Annotated in this window: 18 protein-coding genes and 1 other RNA gene; 7 read left to right on the top strand and 12 right to left on the bottom strand. The window is 61.4% G+C overall.

The window, feature by feature from the left end; translation table 11 throughout:
* The first annotated feature begins 118 nt into the window (after window positions 1–118).
* Window positions 119–1,150 (top strand): DUF1036 domain-containing protein, encoded by a 1,032-nt coding sequence (locus tag SM766_RS04185; protein WP_065270770.1) that lies wholly within the window; start codon window positions 119–121, stop codon window positions 1,148–1,150.
* Window positions 1,151–1,235: 85 nt separating this feature from the next.
* On the opposite strand, the gene SM766_RS04180 is transcribed toward SM766_RS04185, so the two are convergent.
* Entirely contained in the window at window positions 1,236–1,976 is a 741-nt protein-coding gene (locus SM766_RS04180; protein WP_065270771.1) for a YebC/PmpR family DNA-binding transcriptional regulator, read from the bottom strand.
* Between the two features lie 250 nt (window positions 1,977–2,226).
* Here SM766_RS04180 and SM766_RS04175 point away from each other — a divergent pair, with 250 nt between their 5' ends.
* Window positions 2,227–4,002: an SLC13 family permease gene (locus SM766_RS04175; protein WP_368947025.1), complete on the top strand. Its 1,776-nt coding sequence runs from the start codon at window positions 2,227–2,229 to the stop codon at window positions 4,000–4,002.
* A 7-nt stretch (window positions 4,003–4,009) separates the two neighbouring features.
* Here SM766_RS04175 and SM766_RS04170 read toward each other — a convergent pair whose 3' ends face one another.
* The 4 genes from SM766_RS04170 to mgtE all read right to left on the bottom strand — a co-directional run bounded on the left by SM766_RS04170 (window position 4,010) and on the right by mgtE (window position 8,870).
* Window positions 4,010–5,788: an SLC13 family permease gene (locus SM766_RS04170; RefSeq protein WP_274835733.1), complete on the bottom strand. Its 1,779-nt coding sequence runs from the start codon at window positions 5,786–5,788 to the stop codon at window positions 4,010–4,012.
* 179 nt (window positions 5,789–5,967) lie between these two features.
* Window positions 5,968–6,783 carry a TIGR00282 family metallophosphoesterase gene (locus tag SM766_RS04165; RefSeq protein WP_347509904.1) on the bottom strand — a complete coding sequence of 272 codons (816 nt, stop codon included), beginning with the start codon at window positions 6,781–6,783 and terminating at the stop codon, window positions 5,968–5,970.
* A 106-nt stretch (window positions 6,784–6,889) separates the two neighbouring features.
* Window positions 6,890–7,453: a 5-formyltetrahydrofolate cyclo-ligase gene (locus tag SM766_RS04160; RefSeq protein WP_347509903.1), complete on the bottom strand. Its 564-nt coding sequence runs from the start codon at window positions 7,451–7,453 to the stop codon at window positions 6,890–6,892.
* A gap of 28 nt (window positions 7,454–7,481) precedes the next feature.
* Complete coding sequence (gene mgtE / locus SM766_RS04155; RefSeq protein WP_065270774.1) at window positions 7,482–8,870, bottom strand: magnesium transporter; 1,389 nt, start codon at window positions 8,868–8,870, stop codon at window positions 7,482–7,484.
* A 135-nt stretch (window positions 8,871–9,005) separates the two neighbouring features.
* On the opposite strand from mgtE, the gene guaD reads away from it, so the two are divergent.
* Complete coding sequence (guaD, locus tag SM766_RS04150; protein ID WP_368947024.1) at window positions 9,006–10,292, top strand: guanine deaminase; 1,287 nt, start codon at window positions 9,006–9,008, stop codon at window positions 10,290–10,292.
* A 26-nt stretch (window positions 10,293–10,318) separates the two neighbouring features.
* On the opposite strand, the gene SM766_RS04145 is transcribed toward guaD, so the two are convergent.
* From SM766_RS04145 to SM766_RS04135, 3 genes are all read right to left on the bottom strand, one after another.
* On the bottom strand, window positions 10,319–11,659 hold the full coding sequence (locus SM766_RS04145; protein ID WP_368947023.1) for an 8-oxoguanine deaminase: 1,341 nt from the start codon (window positions 11,657–11,659) through the stop codon (window positions 10,319–10,321).
* A 136-nt stretch (window positions 11,660–11,795) separates the two neighbouring features.
* Complete coding sequence (gene hisN, locus SM766_RS04140) at window positions 11,796–12,587, bottom strand: histidinol-phosphatase (RefSeq protein ID WP_274828344.1); 792 nt, start codon at window positions 12,585–12,587, stop codon at window positions 11,796–11,798.
* A 65-nt stretch (window positions 12,588–12,652) separates the two neighbouring features.
* Window positions 12,653–13,033 (bottom strand): helix-turn-helix domain-containing protein, encoded by a 381-nt coding sequence (locus tag SM766_RS04135; RefSeq protein ID WP_065270778.1) that lies wholly within the window; start codon window positions 13,031–13,033, stop codon window positions 12,653–12,655.
* A 351-nt stretch (window positions 13,034–13,384) separates the two neighbouring features.
* Between SM766_RS04135 and SM766_RS04130 the strand changes: the two genes are divergently transcribed.
* Entirely contained in the window at window positions 13,385–14,341 is a 957-nt protein-coding gene (locus SM766_RS04130) for an NADPH:quinone oxidoreductase family protein (RefSeq protein WP_368947022.1), read from the top strand.
* Window positions 14,342–14,437: 96 nt separating this feature from the next.
* On the opposite strand, the gene SM766_RS04125 is transcribed toward SM766_RS04130, so the two are convergent.
* Entirely contained in the window at window positions 14,438–15,319 is an 882-nt protein-coding gene (locus SM766_RS04125) for a LysR family transcriptional regulator (RefSeq protein WP_065270780.1), read from the bottom strand.
* Between the two features lie 124 nt (window positions 15,320–15,443).
* Between SM766_RS04125 and SM766_RS04120 the strand changes: the two genes are divergently transcribed.
* The 3 genes from SM766_RS04120 (at window position 15,444) to SM766_RS04110 (ending at window position 17,226) form a co-directional block, all read left to right on the top strand.
* On the top strand, window positions 15,444–15,653 hold the full coding sequence (locus SM766_RS04120) for a DUF1127 domain-containing protein (protein WP_065270781.1): 210 nt from the start codon (window positions 15,444–15,446) through the stop codon (window positions 15,651–15,653).
* Between the two features lie 205 nt (window positions 15,654–15,858).
* Entirely contained in the window at window positions 15,859–16,635 is a 777-nt protein-coding gene (locus SM766_RS04115) for a Bax inhibitor-1/YccA family protein (protein WP_274867239.1), read from the top strand.
* A gap of 117 nt (window positions 16,636–16,752) precedes the next feature.
* The gene (locus tag SM766_RS04110) at window positions 16,753–17,226 is read left to right on the top strand and encodes a GNAT family N-acetyltransferase (protein ID WP_065270783.1); all 474 of its coding nucleotides are present in this window, start codon (window positions 16,753–16,755) and stop codon (window positions 17,224–17,226) included.
* Window positions 17,227–17,266: 40 nt separating this feature from the next.
* Here SM766_RS04110 and SM766_RS04105 read toward each other — a convergent pair whose 3' ends face one another.
* The 3 genes from SM766_RS04105 to rnpB form a co-directional block, all read right to left on the bottom strand.
* Window positions 17,267–17,680 carry a hypothetical protein gene (locus SM766_RS04105; RefSeq protein ID WP_065270784.1) on the bottom strand — a complete coding sequence of 138 codons (414 nt, stop codon included), beginning with the start codon at window positions 17,678–17,680 and terminating at the stop codon, window positions 17,267–17,269.
* Window positions 17,681–17,913: 233 nt separating this feature from the next.
* On the bottom strand, window positions 17,914–18,081 hold the full coding sequence (gene rpmG, locus SM766_RS04100; protein WP_065270785.1) for a 50S ribosomal protein L33: 168 nt from the start codon (window positions 18,079–18,081) through the stop codon (window positions 17,914–17,916).
* Between the two features lie 109 nt (window positions 18,082–18,190).
* Window positions 18,191–18,604, bottom strand: an RNA gene (rnpB, locus tag SM766_RS04095) — RNase P RNA component class A.
* Window positions 18,605–18,633: the final 29 nt, after the last annotated feature.

Below are 18,633 nucleotides of genomic sequence, written 5' to 3'. Positions count from 1 at the left end.
AAGCTCAAAACGCCACAATTGCGGTGCCTTTTACGGTGCTGACACGTTACAGGCCGGTTTTTCTTGCGCGACGCATTCCCCGTGCCTAGCCTGAAATCGTTCAAATTCAGGATATGTTATGCGCTTTGTCACTGCCGGTTTATGCCTCGCCTTCTCTGCCGCTCCTGCCTTTGCAGGCCTTGAAATCTGCAACGATGCCGGGCGCAGCCTCAGCGTGGCGATCGGATACGCCGATGGCGACACCTGGGTATCCAAGGGATGGTGGAACATCGATGCGGGCGATTGCAAGACGCCGCTCGGCGGGGATCTGAAGAATCGCTACTATTACTACCGTGCCAATTCTTCGGGTTCGGCCTTTGCCAGCGGTGATTTCACCTTCTGCACCACCTCACAGGCCTTCACAATATCGGGAGATTCCGAGTGTGCCGCACGGGGATATGAGAGCACCGGCTTCCGCAAACTGGACACCGGCAAGACCGCGAAACAGTTCACCCTGACGCTGGTGGACAATTCCACCAGCAAGAGCGAAACCACACCGAAGCCCGCCCCTCCGCCACCGGCACCTGCTCCAGCCACAGGCCCCGCCCCGGCGGGCACCTATGGCGAGCCCTATTCCAACATGGCCAACCTGCAGGACTGCACCTATGAGGGCGCCCGCACCTGCAGCTTTCACGCCGACGGCACCAAGTTCTACGTCTCCGATGACGGGCGCACGCCGCAGTTCGTCTTTGCCATCATGGAGAAACTGGACCCCGGCACGCCCATCGAGGTTCAGGGCGATCTGGAAGCCATTTACGACCGCAGCGCGGATGTTGTGCTGCGCGATATCACCATTCGTCCCTGGACCAACGCGGATTCGATCCTGAACCGGATGCAAGGCAGTTGGTACTCGGTCGATGATCCCAATTCCCAGTTCAACATTCTGGGGTCTGAGCGCGACAACACATATGACGGTGCCATCACCGGACGCGACTATATTTCCGTGTCAGACTGGTGTGACAGTTTTCAGGGCGCAGGCCCTTACCTTTATGCGCGCGAGGAAGAGACCGGCGAGAGCTACTGCTATGCCATCGACAGCATGTCCGATTTCGAAATGACCCTGATGTATCTGCCCGGCGGTAATTTCCTCAGCTACCGCAAGCTGGACTGACCTTTCGGCACCCGGGAGCCCAAACGCAAAAGGCCCGCCAGATTGGCGGGCCTTTGTCTTGTACTACGAAGGTTCTATAGCCGCGTTACAGCTGCGCCATGACCTCGTCCGAGGCTTCGAAGTTGGTGGTGACGCGCTGCACATCGTCGTCATCTTCAAGCGCATCGACCAGCTTCATCAGCTTCTGCATGCCTTCCAGGTCCAGCTCTGTGGTGGTGGTCGGCTTCCAGATCAGCTTTGTCGATTCAGACTCGCCCAGTTCCGCTTCGAGCGCGTTGGAGACATCGTTGAGATCGGTGTCGGCGCAGTAGATGATATGACCATCTTCCGAGCTTTCGACATCCTCGGCGCCCGCTTCGATGGCCGCCATCATCACGGTGTCCGCATCGCCAACCGAAGCCGGATAGGTCACCTCACCCTTGCGGTCGAACATGAAGCCGACCGAGCCGGTCTCGCCAAGGTTGCCGCCGTTCTTGGTAAAGGTCGAGCGCACCGTCGAAGCGGTGCGGTTCTTGTTGTCGGTCATCGCCTCGACGATCACCGCAACGCCGTTCGGCCCGTAGCCTTCATAGCGGATCTCGTCATAGTTTTCCGCATCGCCGCCGATCGCCTTTTTGATCGCGCGTTCGATCACGTCCTTGGGGACCGATTGGCTCTTGGCCTCTTTCACCGCAAGACGCAGGCGCGGGTTCTTTTCAGGATCCGGGTCGCCCATCTTCGCGGCCACGGTGATTTCCTTGGCCAGTTTGGAAAAAAGCTTTGAACGCGCGGCGTCCTGACGACCCTTGCGGTGCTGAATATTCGCCCATTTTGAGTGGCCTGCCATGCGCCAGCCTCCATTTCTACCGATTGATCTTGTCGGGGCGTTTGATACAGCCCTGCATCGCGGGCCGCAAGAGATTGGTGCCAAAGCCACCTCAGCAGCACGCCTCAAAGCTTGAGACACACAAATCCGTCCGGGTTTCAGGCCAGTGCTGGCATCGGCTGCAGCTTTGCGCGACACTGCCCCCATTACCGGAATGACTGTCCCGGCGTTTGCAGGGCTTCATGCCGGATTTAACCAGGGACAGGCAGCAATGACATTTGACCAAGGCATGCTTTTCACCATCTTTGCAGCGGTCTTCGGGATGCTGCTCTGGGGGCGCTACCGCTATGATCTGGTGGCCTTTTCAGCGCTGATGGTAGCGGTGGTGATCGGCGTCGTCCCGGCCAAGGATGCCTTTGCCGGTTTCGGCCATCCTGCGACGCTGGTGGTGGCACTGGTGCTGATCGTCTCGGCCGGGTTGGTGCGGTCTGGCGCGGTGTTCCTGATCACCCGCACGCTGGTCGACAGCAGCCGCGCCCTGGGCCTGCATATCAGCTTGATGGGCGGGATCGGCGCGGTCCTGTCGGCCTTCATGAACAATGTAGCTGCGCTCGCCCTGTTGATGCCGGTGGATATCCAGACCGCGCGCAAGGCGGGCCGCGCGCCGGGGCTGAGCCTGATGCCGCTGAGTTTTGCAACGATCCTTGGCGGCATGGTCACGCTGATCGGCACCCCGCCCAACATCATCATCGCGTCGATCCGCCAAGACACCCTTGGTGAGCCCTTCCACATGTTCGATTTCGCCCCGGTCGGCCTTGTTGCCTCGGTTGCCGGTCTCGCCTTCGTGGCCCTGATCGGCTGGCGCCTTATTCCGCAGCGCGAGAACGCCGCCGGCGCGTCAGAGGCGCAGATTGCCGATTACATCGCCGAATTGACAGTGCCCGAAGAGTCCCCCCTGATCGACAAACGCCTGGGAGAGCTGGACAGCGAGGCGGAAAAGGCGGACGTGGCGATTCTGGGTCTGATCCGGGACGGCAAACGGCTTTATGGTCGTGCCGCCGCATACAGCCTGCGGGCCGCCGACACGCTGGTGATCGAGGCCACGCCCGAAGCGCTGGACGAGTTCCGCACAGCGCTGTCGCTCGATTTTGCCGATGCCGCACGGCAGGAAAAGCTGACCGCCGCGGGCGAAGGGCTGGAACTGGTCGAGGTGGTGGTACCGGAAACCGCGCGCGTCAACGGGCGTAGCGCCCAGGCCGTCGGCCTTGCCTGGCGGCAAAGCACGGTCCTGTTGGGCATTTCCCGGCAAGGGCGGCGTCTGACCAGCCATATCCGCCAGACCACTATCGAGCCGGGCGATATCCTGTTGCTGCTCTGCCCACGCGACCGCAGCGCCGATGTGACCGAATGGCTTGGCTGCCTGCCACTGGCCCAACGGGGCCTATCCGTCACCGCCAATGATAAAACATGGATGGCCATCGGCCTGTTTGCTGCGGCTGTAGCGGCGGCCTCGGTGGGCCTTGTCTACCTGCCAGTGGCGCTCGGGTTGGTGGCGATTGCCTATGTGCTGACCAAGATCCTGCCGGTGGCGGAGATCTATGATCACGTCGAATGGCCTGTGGTCGTTCTTCTGGGCTCGATGATCCCACTCGGCGCCGCGCTGGACAGTTCCGGCGGCACCCAGCTGATCGCCAACGGTCTGATCGGCTTGACCGAGGGCCTGCCTGCCTGGGCGATCCTGACCGTGCTGATGGTGGTCACAATGACGCTGTCGGATGTGCTGAACAACACGGCCACGGCCATTGTTGCGGCCCCGGTGGGTATCCAGATGGCAACGGCGCTGAATGTCTCCCCAGACCCGTTCCTGATGGCGGTCGCCGTGGCGGCCTCTGCGGCGTTTCTGACTCCCATCGGCCACAAGAACAACACGCTGGTGCTGGGTCCCGGTGGCTATCAGTTCGGCGATTACTGGCGCATGGGACTGCCGCTGGAAATCCTGGTGATCGCGGTTTCGATCCCGGCCATCCTGTTCTTCTGGCCGATGTAATCGCGCCTCAAAGAGGCCAGAAAAGCGGGATAAGGGCCGAGGCCAGCAGGCCGATGCTGAGGTTCAGCGGAATGCCCACGCGCAGGAAATCAGTGAACTTGTAGCCACCCGGACCATAGACCAGCATATTGGTCTGATAGCCGATGGGTGTCGCAAAGGACGCCGAGGCTGCCACCATCACCGCAACAACCAGCGGACGCGGATCCAGCCCCATCGCCTGGGCAAGCCCGATTGCGATGGGGGTCACCACGACCGCCACCGCATTGTTCGACACCAGCTCGGTCAGCACCGACGTCAGCAGATAGACCGCCCAGACCAGCAGGAAGGGCGGCAGGCCGGACAGGCCCGGTGCGATGGCATTGACGATCAGCGCAACCGCGCCCGAGCTTTCCAGCGCAGCGCCAATCGCCAGCATCGAGAAAATCAGCGCCAGTAGCCGCCCGTCGACAAAGGAAAACGCCTCATCCGCGTCGATGCAGCGGCTGACCAGCACCAGCGCCACCGCGACAACCGACAGCATCAGGATCGGCGCAACGCCCAGCGCGGCCAGCAGCACGATCCCCAGAAGCGCAGCAATCGCAAGGGGTGCGTGGCTACGGCGATAGGCCCGCTGCGTCGGCTGAGAGACATCGGCCATATCCGTATCCGCCGCCAAACGCTGAATATCCGCTGGGGCGCCTTCCAGCAGCAGGGTATCGCCGACCCGCACCACCAAATCGTCGAGCTGCACACCGATATTCTGATTGCGCCGGTGCACCGCCAGCACATAGACACCGTAGCGGCGACGCAGGCGCATGGCGCCCAGCGAGCGCCCGACCAGACGGCAACCGGGGGTGATCAGAACCTCGACAGTCTTGGTCTCCACCGCGGACACCTGATCGACGCGCTTCAGCTCCTTATTGCTTTGCAGGCTCAGAAGTTCGGTCATCTGTGTGCGCAGCACCACCCGATCCCCGACCTGCAGTTCAACGCCCTTGAGGTTCCGCCGTAGCGAGACATCGCCGCGGATGACGTCGATTAGGCGTACGCCCGGACGTTTGAACAGCTGAACGCCGGAAACCTCACGGCCGATCAGGTTGCTTTCGGGGGGAATGACAGCCTCGGTGAAGAATTTCATCTTCGAACGGTCGCTCAGCAGGTTGGCCAGGTTATCCCGGTCCGGCAGCAGTCGCGGCGCGATGAAGCGCAAGTAGACCATGCCCCAGATCACAAGAATGACCCCTAGCGGCGTGACTTCGAAAATGCTGAAAGCCGCCAAACCCTGTGCCCGGGCCACACCATCCACCAAGAGGTTGGTCGAGGTACCGATCAGCGTCAGCGTGCCACCCAGGATCGCCGCATAGCTGAGCGGGATCAGCATCTTGGAGGCCGAGACATCCAGCGTGCGGGAGATCTGGATGAACACCGGGATCATAACCACCACGACCGGCGTGTTGGAGACGATAGCAGAGGCGCCCACGACGAAGGCCATCAACATGGCAACGGCCAGCTTGGGGCTGACCTCGGCCTGTTTGCGGGCAATCGCGGTAAAGGCATCCAGCGCCCCGGTGCGCACCAAGGCCCCCATGATGATGAACATCGCCGCAATCGTCCACGGCGCCGGGTTGGAAAGCACCGGCAGCGCCGCATCATAAGGCAGAACGCCGGTGATCAGCATCAGAGACACCCCAGCGAGGGCCACCACCTCGGTCGGGTAGGTTTCCTTCAGAAAGGCCAGAAACATCAGTGCGACGATCAGAAGGGTGATCAGGGCGCTGCCGTTCTGAGCGACTTGAAAGACATGCATGTGCGGCAAATATCCCACCTGGTTTGCGATGCTGCGGTCCCGCCCATTATGCCAGACCGGCACAGAGTGTCCCCGATCCCAAATTGCGGGGCAAGCACTTCTGCACCCCGGCCACAAGCATTTGGCATCTCACGATGGTTTCAATGCACATTTGGTGGCCGGAGCGACAGGTCAGTGGATCAGACCGGCGCCGCGCCTTGCAGCAGACCACCGTCCCGGACCATGTGAATTTCCTTGGCCGCGCCGGTGCGGTCGTCTGTTACGATAAAGACACCCGACAGGGTCGCCTCCCCTTCCGCCGGGGTGAAGCGGCTTTTGGGCATGCCAGTCAGGAACCGGCGCATCGGTTCGGCCTTATCCATGCCGATGACGGAATTGTAGTCGCCGCACATACCCGCGTCGGTCAGATAACCGGTGCCTTCGGACAGGAGTTGCGCATCAGCGGTAGGGACATGAGTGTGGGTGCCGACCACCAGCGAGGCCCGGCCATTGCAGAAATGCCCCATCGCCATCTTTTCCGAGGTCGCCTCGCAATGCATGTCGACGATCACCGCCTGCGCCAGCCCGCCGCGCGGGTGCGCCTTCAGCACGCCTTCGACAGCGCCAAAGGGATCGTCATAGGCCCGTTTCATGAACACCTGACCCAGCGCCTGCGTTACCAGCACCTTGCGCCCGCCGGGCGCGTCGAACAGGCGGTGCCCCCGCCCCGGTGCGCCTTTCGCAAAATTCAGTGGCCGGATGATGCGCGGTTCCTTTTCGATGAACTGCATCATGTCCTTTTGATCAAAGGCATGATCGCCAAGGGTCAGACAATCGGCCCCGGCATCAAGCAGAAGCTTGGCGTGATCGCCGCTGAGCCCCATGCCATTCGACGCGTTCTCGCCGTTGACCACAACAAAATCCAGCCGCCACTCCTTGCGCAGTCGCGGCAGGTTTTCGGTGATGGCACGGCGCCCCGCGCGGCCCATCACATCGCCTAGAAACAGAATTCTCATGGCTCAGTCCTAGGCGGCGCTGCGGCAGGGAACAAGCCCTCTGGACGTTCATTGCGCTGTTTTTCGCGCCAAACCCCACTGAAACAACGCAGCCTAAGCCCCCTCCTTATCGGGAAAACTGGAGGATACGGCTTTCGGTCACGATCATGTCAAGCGGCTGATCGGTCGGCTCCAGCGGCAGATCTTCCGCCTCCTGCGCATCAAAGGCAAAGCCGATGGCCAGCGTCGCCCGCTTGCTGCGCAAGAGCTCCAGCGTGCGATCGTAAAAGCCGCCGCCATAGCCAAGCCGCCCGCCGGACCGATCAAAGGCCACCAGCGGCACGATCAGGATTTCGGGTTCAAAGAAGTCATCCACCGCAGGCACCATCGCGCCGAATGGTCCTTCACGCAGCGGCGCATCGGGTTGCCAGCGGCTGAACCGCAAGGGCAGACCTGCACCTTCGATCACCGGTACGCCGACCACACCATGAGCCGCGGCTTCGGCCATGGCAGGCAGCGGATCGATTTCGGTGCGGATCGGCATGTATCCGGACAATGGAACACCGCGATACCCGGCCAGCACCTCGGACAGATGTCCGGCCGCGCCGGGTTTGCCCATATCGAAGGCCTCTTTACGCCGGGCAAAGGCCGCCTTGCGCGCTTGTGCCTTGATCGCTGCCAGATCCGCCATTGCTCCCTCCTTTGCCGGGATTGAATGCCTAGAGAAGAACCAGCCCGGCCAGACCGAGGAAGGCAAAGAATCCAACGATATCGGTCACCGTCGTCACAAAAGCCCCCGAGGCAAGTGCCGGGTCCACATTCATTTTTTCCAGCATAACCGGCACCACGGTCCCGGCGAGGCCTGCCACGACCAGATTGATTACCATCGCGACGCCAATCACCGCGCCAAGCTGCGGCGAGCCGAACCACAACAGCCCGACACAGCCCATCACAACGGCAAAGATCAGACCGTTGACCAGCCCCACCAGAACCTCACGCCGGATCACCCGCCAGACGTTTGATCCTGTCAGGTCGCGTGTGGCCAGCGCACGCACCGCCACCGTCAGCGATTGGGTGCCGGCATTGCCGCCCATCGAGGCCACGATGGGCATAAGCACGGCCAGGGCCACGAACCGGGCGATGGTATCTTCGAACATTGAAATCACCATCGACGCCAGCACGGCCGTTACCAGGTTGACCGCCAGCCAGGGGAACCGCCGCTTGGTGGTGTCAATCACCCGGTCCGACAGGCTGCCTTCGCCGACACCGGCCAGGCGAAGGATGTCTTCTTCGTGCTCTTCATCCAGAACCGCCATGGCATCATCGATGGTGATGACACCCACAAGACGCCCCTCGTCATCGACCACCGGGGCCGAAATCAGGTGATACTGGTTAAAAGCATAGGCCACGTCTTCCTCGTCCTGATCGGCGGGAATGACCTGGAAGGTTTCTTCCCTGAGATCGGTAAGCGGTACCTCGCGTCGGGCCGACATGATCCGGCCAAGAGTGACATTGCCCACCGGATGCAGGCGCGGACTGACCATGACCACGTGATAGAACTGCGCTGGAAGGTCCGACCTTTCGCGCATGAAATCAATCGCCTGCCCCACCGTCCAGTGTTCCGGCGCCATCACCACTTCGCGCTGCATCAGGCGGCCGGCGGAGTTTTCCGGGTAGCTCAGCGATTGCTCGATCGCGACCCGGTCGGAATCCTCCAACGCGTCGAGAATGGCTTCCTGCTGCGGCTCTTCAAGGTCCTCCAGCAGGTCGACCACATCGTCGCTGTCCAGATCCCGGACTGCTTCAGCCAAAACCTGCGGGTTGAGGATCGCGATCACTTCCTCGCGGATCGCCTCGTCCAGTTCTGACAGGATTTCGCCGTCGAATTCGCGGTCATAAAGCCGGATCAGCCGGGCCCGGTCATAGGCGTTCACCTGCTCCAGAAGGTCGGCGATGTCGGCCGCGTGCAGCGGCTCCATCAGGTTCGCCAGCTCGGCCTTGTCGTTGGTATCCACAGCATAAAGGATCTGCGCCACGCGGCGGCGATCCAACATATAGGCGTCGTCCTGGCCCTTGTCGGTCCCGATGGTCTCGTCGCCTGTGCTCATACGCTGCCCCTTCCGATGCTTGTCCCATGAATAGAAGAAGCTGCTACCGGAAAACAATGACAATGACACAATTTACCGCCGCGCGCGCCGCGCGTATCCTGCATGCGGTGAATTCGCACGAAAGGACAGCACATCATGAGCAACGCCCACATCCTGCGGGGACAGGTCCTGTCCTTTCAAGGCTCCCCCTTTGCCACGGAGGCACCGCAGGAAGCGGCAAGGCTGAGCGAGGCAGTGGCCGTGCAGGATGGGAAGATTGCCGCCGTCGGCAGCTTTGACGATCTGCGCCAGAGGTTTCCCGCAGCCGCGTTGCATGATCACGGGGAGAAGCTGATTCTTGCCGGCTTCGTCGATGCGCATGTGCACTATCCACAGACCGCCATTATTGCCAGCTGGGGCAAGCGGCTGATCGACTGGCTGAACAGCTATACCTTCCCCGAGGAGATGCGCTTTGGTGATCGTGCCTATGCCGATGAGATTTCGGCCCGCTATCTGGACCTGACCGCTGCCCATGGCACCACCACGGTCTGCAGCTATTGCACCATCCACCCCGAAAGCGTTGATGCCTTCTTCACGGCGGCGCAGGCGCGCGGGCAACGGGTTGTGGCGGGTAAAACCTGTATGGACCGCAACGCCCCAGAAGGGCTGCAGGATACGGTTCAGTCTGCCTATGACGACAGTGCGGCGCTGATCGCGCGCTGGCACGGGATCGACCGGCTGGACTATGCGATCACGCCGCGGTTCTCCCCCACCTCTACCCCTGAACAACTAGAGGCCATCGGCGCCCTCTGGGCCGCCAACCCCAGCTGCCTGATGCAAACCCATCTGAGTGAACAAACGGATGAGATCGCCTGGGTCAAGGATCTGTTCCCGGATGCCCGCGATTATCTGGACACCTACGAGGCCTTTGGCCTGTTGGGCGCACGTGGCCTTTACGGACATGCCATCCATCTGGAACCGCGCGAACGTGACCGGCTGCGCGAACATGGCGCCGCGCTGGTGCATTGCCCTACCTCGAACACCTTCATCGGGTCCGGGCTGTTCGATATGGCCGGGCTGATGGCCGAAGGGCAGCGGATCGGCCTTGCCACCGACACCGGCGGCGGCTCCAGCTTTTCCATGCTGCGCACGATGGCGGCAGCCTATGAGATCGGCCAGCTGCGCGGCACCCCCCTGCACGCGGCCCAGCTGTTGTGGCTGGCAACGCAAGGCTCGGCCACGGCGCTGCGGCTCGAAGACAAGATTGGCAATGTCGCCCCGGGCATGGAGGCCGATCTTGTGGTGCTCGATCTCGCCTCCACCCCCGCCATCGCCCAGCGCGCCGCCCGCGCCGATGACATCTGGGAGGCCGCCTTTGCCACCATCATGATGGGTGATGACCGGGCTGTGTCCGAAGTCTGGATCGGCGGGCGGCAGGTCTGACGCCCCGCCCCGCCTGCAGCCTTCCGTTACGCCTTCTCGGCCAAGGCGCGGGCCAGCTGCCCATGGCGTTCGATCAGCCGCGGCAGCTCAAGGCTGGTGACCTCGCCTGCCGAGATGATCTGACGCCCTTCCACGAACAGATGCTTGACCTGTGTCGGCCCGGCCAGCAGCAAGGCCGCCGGGTCCCAGCTGCCGCTGGAGGCAACGCCGGTCACATCCCAGACTGCCACGTCGGCGCGTTTGCCGGGGCTGAGCCGACCGCAATCGGGACGACCCAGAATATCAGCGCCGCCACGGGTGGCGATTTCCAGCGCCTCATAGGCGCTCATGGCGTCAGCGCCCTGCGCAACCCGCTGTAGCAGCATGGCCTGCCTCGCCTCGCCGATCAAGTTGGCGATATCGTTGCTGGCCGAGCCATCAACGCCCAGCCCCACCGGCACCCCGGCATCGCGCATCGCCCGTACCGGTGCGATACCGCTGCCAAGGCGGCAATTGGAACAGGGGCAATGCGCCACGCCGGTCCGGGTGCGCGCAAACAGATCGATTTCCTGCGCGTCCAGCTTGACGCAATGCGCATGCCAAACGTCATCGCCGGTCCAGCCCAGTTCCTCGGCATATTGGCCGGGACGGCAGCCGAACTGCGCTTCGGAATAGGCGATATCCTCATCGTTTTCGGCCAGATGGGTATGCAGCATCACGCCCTTGTCACGCGCCAGCAACGCCGCATCCCGCATCAGGTCGCGGCTGACCGAAAACGGCGAACAGGGCGCAAGCCCCACCCGGCACATGGAGCCCTCAGAGGCGTCGTGAAAGCCATCAACCACGCGGATCATATCTTCAAGAATGGACGTCTCTTGCTCGACCAGGCTATCCGGCGGCAATCCCCCGTCGCTTTCCCCGATGCTCATGGCGCCGCGTGTCGGGTGAAAACGCAAACCGACCTCGCGGGCGGCATGGATGGTATCCTCCAGCCGCGCGCCGTTGGGATAAAGGTACAGATGATCAGAGCTGAGGGTACAGCCGGAGAGAGCCAGTTCCACCAGCCCCAGCTGGGCAGAGACGAACATCTCCTCCGGGCCAAAGCGCGCCCAGATCGGATAGAGCCGTTGCAACCAGCCAAACAGCAGCGCGTCCTGCGCCCCGGGCACTGCGCGCGTGAGGTTCTGATAAAGATGGTGGTGCGTATTGACGAGGCCCGGCGTCACCACGCAGCCCCGGCCAGAGACGATCTGCCCTGTCGTGCGCAACCCCTGCCCCACCTTGGCAATCTGACCGCCCCGGATCAGAACATCTGCATCGTGCAATACGCGGTCCGCATCATCCATGGTGATGACGGTGGTGGCATTTTGAATCAGGATTTCCTGCATCGGTTCACACTCCTTTGTCACCCGTTTCGGTTTTGGAAGTGTGAACTGGCCCGACAGAATACGGGTAAAGGACTCGGGCCGTGGCGGTGCTATACAGCACTGCCATGGCCGCGCTCAAGCCCCGGACGGGACCTGATCAGCTGTTTTTCAATAGGGCCAGCGCCGCCGCGTGCAATTCGGCATTGGCGGCGGCAAGCACCCGGCCGCCTTCATGAGCCGGGCCGCCCTCCCAATCAGTTACGACACCGCCTGCAGCCTGGATCACTGCGATCGGGGCCTGCACGTCATAGGCGTTGAGGCCCGCCTCGATAACCAGATCGATCTGCCCCGCCGCCAGCAGTGCATAGGCGTAGCAGTCCATGCCATAGCGCGTCAGCCGGACCTTTCCGGAGACACGTTCGAACCCGGCACGTTCTTCAGGGGTGCCGACTTCGGGAAAGGTGGTGAAAAGGATCGCCTGATCCAGCGCCGTGCCGTTACGGGTCGCCAGATCGCGTGCGCCCTGTGGCCCGGTCATCTGCGCCAGCCCGGCCGCGCCGATAAAGCGTTCGCCGGTGTAGGGCTGATCGATCACGCCCAGCACTGGGCCGTCTGCCTCGGACATGGCGATCAGCACCCCCCAGGTCGGCGTGCCGCTGATGAAACCGCGGGTGCCATCGATAGGATCCAGAACCCAGGTCCGGCCAGAGCTGCCTTCGACGGGAGCGAATTCCTCGCCCAGGATACCATCATCAGGGCGCAGCTGCGCCAGCACCGCCCGCATCGCCAGTTCCGCCTCGCGATCAGCGACGGTGACCGGATCGAACCCGTCCTCCAGCTTGTTGTCCGCTCCAAGAGTGGCGCTGCGAAAATACGGCAGGATCGCTGCGCCGGCCGCATCGGCCATCTTCTGCGCAACGTCCAAATCGGAATCAGGGTTCTGTGTCATGCGATGGCGGTGCCATCTGGCCGCACGCTATTCAAGAAAAAAGACCCCGAAGGGTCTTTTCACTTTCAGGCTGCGTCGCTGAGCACACGGGCCAGCTCGAACAATCGCCTGCGCTGGTTCTCGGGGATCGCGTAATAGGAACGCACCAGATCCAAGGCCTCTTTATCGCCCATCAGATCCTCAGGCACCGACGCCTTGTCTGCCTTGTCGGCAGGGGCCTTATCCTCTTCCTGTAGACCATCAAAGAAGAAACTGACCGGGACGTCCATCGCGTCAGAAATATCCCAAAGGCGGGAGGCGCTGACCCGGTTGGCACCGGTTTCATATTTCTGAATTTGCTGGAACTTGATGCCGACTTTCTCGGCCAGTTGCTGCTGTGTCATACCAATTAGCCAGCGACGGTGACGGATCCGTTTGCCGACATGCACATCTACAGGATGAGCCATGTGCTATCTCCTAGTTATACCAAAGTGGTTCGCGCCCAAGTAGCCGCGATGATTGCTAAATCCGTCAGGATATCAACACTGGCCCGCGTTACCGGACCCTCTAAAACCGCGACAGAGGCTCAACCCCTCAGCTGAGCTTACGACCTCCACGGTTGAATTCAAGTGCGACAAAGGTCAGTCGCGGTTGAAGATATCCAAATACATGATTTCATGCATCATTTTGTCATGCTAATGCGACCAACAACATGTGAAATAATGCCTCCCCATAAATAGCGAGGTGAATTTGCGGCGTCTGTTGTCAAACAGTCACGCAACGAATCACCTTTCGCGCGGCAAAACCAAGAGGACATCATGCAGGCTTATCAGGTCACCGCCTTCGACGCCGCCCCGAAACTGATCGAAATTGCCTGCCCGGCGCCGGCTGCAGGACAGATCGCTGTCAGGATCGCCGCCTGCGGGCTGAATTTCGCGGATCTGCTGATGCAGAAGGGCACTTATCAGGACACCCCCACCCTACCCTTCGTACCCGGCTTGGAGGTCTCTGGCACGGTAACCGCGCTGGGAGAAACGGTAACAGAGTTCAAGATCGGTGACCGGGTTGCAGTCTTCTGCGGTCAAGGTGGCTTGGCTGAAGAAGGTGTGTTTGACGCCAGCCGCGCGGTCCGCATTCCGGACAGCATGAGTTTTGAACACGCCGCCGCGCTGCAGATCGCCTATGGCACCAGCTTGGTGGCGCTGGATCACTGCGCCCGGTTGCAACCGGGCGAAACCCTGCTTGTCACCGGCGCTGCCGGAGGCGTTGGGCTGACCGCAGTGGAGATTGGCAAGCTGATGGGCGCCCGCGTTATTGCTCATGCGCGCGGCGCCGACAAACTGGAGGTGGCCCGGGCCGCTGGAGCGGATCACGTGATCGACGACAGCGAGGATCTGCGCAGCATCGTAAAGGACCTGGGCGGCGCCGATGTTGTCTATGATGCGGTCGGGGGCCCGGTGTGGAAAGCTGCCTTTAGGGCGACTAACCCCTGCGGGCGGCTGCTACCGATCGGGTTTGCCAGCGGCGAAGTGCCCCAGATCCCGGCCAATCATCTTCTGGTCAAGAACCTGACCGTGATCGGCTTTTATATCGGCGGCTACATGAAAGCCCGGCCAGAGGTCATTCAGCAGGCCTTTGCGACCCTGTTCGACTGGCACGCAGCCGGTCGGATCAAACCGCATATCAGCCACGTCCTGCCACTATCGCAGGTCACGGAAGGAATGGAGCTGCTGCGCAGCCGGGCCTCGACCGGGAAGGTCGTTATTACCCCGTGACAGGTAAATAGAACCGGGAAATCGCCATCGCACGGTTATAGGGCCATGGCGATCACATCCCTTTTCGAGAGCCGTTTATTCCCTCAGCCCCTTTGATCAGCCCGCTGCGCGCAACTGCGCCGGACGCAGAGCGGCAAACCCCTGCCGAATGATATTTGCCAGATCGCCAACATACTCGGCCCGCACCCGATCCGCGCCATAGAGGTTGATCTGCTGCACCGGCAAGGCAGGCAGCACGCCGCCGTGTTCGATGACCTCCTGATGCGCAGGTTGGGTGCCCTCCAGCAGAACACCAATGGCAAGGTCCGCGCTCACCGTGGCCTCCACCGTGCGGTCGGATTCGCTGTCCACCGCCATATCCCACTCGATCCCAACCTCATCCAGTGCTGCGGTTGCAGAGGCCCGGAAAATACAGTTGCGGCAAAAGCCAAGACGCAGCGGTTGCTGCCGCCAGGCGGAGCCGTTCACCGCGCCGATCCAGCGTAGCGGCATTTCGTGGATGGGCTCGCCACCCTCGCCCGCAGTTCCTTCGGTTGTCAGGATCAGGTCATAGGCCCCTTTGGCGAAGCCGGCCTTCAGATCGCGGGTATTCGAGGTCACCAGATTGACGCTGACGCGGGGAAAGCTGGTGTTGAACCGCTGTAGTACGCGCGGGATGACCGGATAGACCACGTCATGCGGCACCCCCAGAACAACCTCACCTTCAAAAGCCTGATCGGTCAGCCGGGTGATCACCTCGTCATTGAGCGCGACCATGCGGCGAGCATAACCGAGCAGCTGTTCCCCCGATGGGGTCAGGGCAATGGAGCGCCCCGACCGGTCCAGCAGTTCAAGCCCCAGCAACTCCTCCAGCCGTTTCAACTGCATCGAAACCGCCGATTGAGTGAGATGCAAAAAACCTGCTGCGCGTGTCACGCCACCGTTGTCTGCCACTGCCACAAATGAGCGCAGCGTCGTCAGGTCCAAATTTCTAATCATCACGACCTCTGATGGAAGATATCAAAAACATTCGTTTCCAATATTAATCACACTCCCCCATATACATCAACAGAATTGATAAAGGCCCAAGATACCATCACGAACGAAAGAAAGGACAAGAGTCATGACCTATATCTCCACCACCTCGGTCAGCCCGAAACCCCGCCGCAGCCTCGCGGATCGCATCAAAGGCGCATTCGCTCTGACCCGCCAGCGGCGCGCGCTGGCAAAACTGGACGCTGAGGCGCTGGCAGACATCGGCATCAGCCGCGACGCCGCCAAGGAAGAGGCCCGCCGCCCATTCTGGGACGCACCGGATTCCTGGACGCGCTGACAGAGACCTCACAGATGACAAATGACGACTGAAGGCGCACCCGCTGTAATGGTGCGCCTTTTCATGTTTTTGCGGCAAATCTTTTCATCGCAGACTTGAACCGTATGGGCTTTGACCCGATATTTGACGGGAATGTTGTGCATGGCCGTTGAACCGGCTGTTCCGCGCAACTGGGGAGACTTTTTGAAAACGGAGACCATGATACATGGCACAGTTTGACACCATTCGTTCTACAGCAGGCGCACGCACTGCCGAGATCGATGCGGGCCTGCGCGCCCATATGAACAAAGTCTACGGCACCATGTCCGTGGGCACGTTCATCACCTTTCTGGCCGCCTGGGCCATCTCGGGCCTCGCGGTGACAACCGATCCGTCGGCCGCCTCTGCACAGCTGAGCGCCGACAAATATCTGACCAGCCTCGGCTATGCGATCTACGCGTCGCCGCTGAAGTGGGTGATCATGTTCGCGCCGCTCGCCTTCGTGTTCGGCTTTAGCGCCGCCATCAACCGCCTGTCGGCCTCGGCCGCGCAGCTGGTGTTCTACACCTTCGCAGCCGTCATGGGCCTGTCGATCAGCTCGATCTTCCTGGTTTTCACCGGTGAATCAATCGTTCAGGTATTCCTGATCACCGCCATCGCATTCGCGGGCCTTTCCCTGGTGGGTTACACCACCAAGAAAGACCTTTCCGCAATGGGCACCTTCCTGATCATGGGGCTGATCGGCCTGATCGTGGCTTCGGTGGTGAACATCTTCCTGGCGTCCTCCGCCATGGCCTTCGCCATCTCGGTGATCGGCGTTCTGATCTTTGCAGGCCTCACCGCCTATGACACCCAGAACATCAAGAACACCTACCTGCAGATGGCCGAATCCGGCGATCAGGAGTGGCTGGGCAAAGCCGCGATCATGGGCGCCCTCAGCCTGTATCTGGACTTCATCAACCTCTTCATGATGCTGCTTCAGCTGCTTGGGAACCGCGAATAACGCCACCGGCCATACCAAGATTTCAGCAAGGGGCGGATCACAGCGATCCGCCCTTTCTTTATGCCCAGCCGTTTCTTTTTTGGCTGGGCCTTTTGAACGGACCACAGGATTTAGAAGATGAAGATTACCGATATCACTGCCCGTGACGCAGGGCGTATTGTTCCCTTGCTGCGGGACCTCCATGCACAGCACGCGGAAGAACAACCCCTCCGCTACCCGTCTGCCCCGGCGGACAGTGACATTGCAGACTGGCTGTCAGACTGGATGGAAAAGGACGGGATACAGGCAATCGCCGCGCAAAGCCCCGCAGGCGCCCTGATGGGCTATGCTATCTATGAGATCGAAGACCAGCCTCACCTGCCGGTGATGCGCGGCGGCAAACGGATCCAGTTGCATCATATTGCCGTGGATCCGCCATTCCGCCGTCTGGGAGTTGGTCAAGCACTGGTGACAGAAGTGAAATCCCGCTGTCAGACACTTGGCATCGACACGTTGACCACAAGCTTTGCCGTCTTTGACACGGCCTCAGCCGGGCTGATGAGCAGCATGGGATTGCAGCCGGTTACGACCGTCGCGGAATGGCGCGCCTGAGGCTCATCTCCACAAGCCCCCAGACCAGCTGAGAGGGGGCTCAGGAGCAGCTTAGACCGGTGGCAAGGGCAACCGTGCCCCGGTCGCTGCCGAGCACCTGAACCTCGCCCGAGACGCTGCAGCCGCTTTCGCGCGCCGCAATGGTCTGGAAATCCGCAGGGGTCATGTCAGGCAGGTTGCCAATCACGCTATGTGCAGGGGCGCTGAGCACCGCGAGCCCGGTCGAGCCCGCCCGTACAACGGAGAGCGACAAAGCCCGGCCCTGCACCTCGACCCGCAGGGTCTGGCTGCCCGAGCGCGGCGCTGTCGCAGGCTGCTGAGTTCGACCAGCGGTCAGGGACAGCGGCCCGGCCATCACCGGCGCCGGAACCGGCACCACGCCCGCAATCGTCGCCTCCGGAGAAGGCGCCACGGCCACGGCAAAAACCACGCTGAACAAGATACGCCTGAACATACTATCACCCACTTGTCTCATTTACCCACGTAAACAAGTTACGACCGAAATGAGGCGAAAAGGGGAACTATCCTTTCGTACAGGCGGCTAAACTATCGGGTAATTTTTTCAAATTCGAACAAGCTCTCACCTGCCCTGCGCCTGCAACGACCGCCGAAAACCCGGCTCCAAAAACGAAAAAGGGCCACGCGCGCGGCGTGACCCTTTTTGAAAATCCTGTATGCCGGATGGGCTTACTTGATTTTGCCTTCTTTGTACTCGACGTGCTTGCGCGCAACCGGATCGTATTTCCGGATGACCATTTTTTCGGTCATGGTGCGTGCGTTTTTCTTGGTCACGTAGAAGTGGCCCGTGCCCGCGGTCGAGTTCAGGCGGATCTTGATGGTCGTCGGCTTCGCCATGGTGCTTCTCCTGCGTCCGAAAAGGCAGGGGGCCTCTCGGTAAATTCCTATATGAGCGTGCGCTTTTACCTGCACTGCCCCCCAAGTCAATAGGATTCGGGGGGATATTTTGCGCAGAAGGCCTGTAAGCCGGATTCTGTCCCGAGACTTGCGCCTCATGGACGGCCATTCATCTGCGATACGCATTGCTGCGTACCTCTAGCTGCCAACCCGGCCCCTCTTGGCTAAAGCATGCCTAGCGGCGGTATCCCGTTGCCGGGACCTGCCCGCGCGGGGGCCCTATTTGGCGTTGCTCCCGGTGGGGCTTGCCGTGCCGCCCCTGTTGCCAGGGGCGCGGTGGGCTCTTACCCCACCGTTTCACCCTTACCGCGCCCTGATCCGTTGCCGGGGGCACGGCGGTTTCATTTCTGTGGCGCTATCCGTCAGGTTGCCCTGCCCGGGCGTTACCCGGCACCGTTGCTTTAGGGAGTCCGGACTTTCCTCGCGGAGGGCAAGCCCCCAGCGCGGCCGTCCAGCCTTCTGCGCAGGGCTGCACCTAGGCCCTGGGGGCTG

It is taken from the genome of Pseudophaeobacter sp. A-200-2 (genome assembly GCF_041008815.1).
In the GTDB taxonomy this organism is placed as follows: domain Bacteria; phylum Pseudomonadota; class Alphaproteobacteria; order Rhodobacterales; family Rhodobacteraceae; genus Phycobacter; species Phycobacter gallaeciensis_A.
Note: the sequence above shows the minus strand (reverse complement) of the source record. Positions and strands in the feature narration are given on the sequence as shown.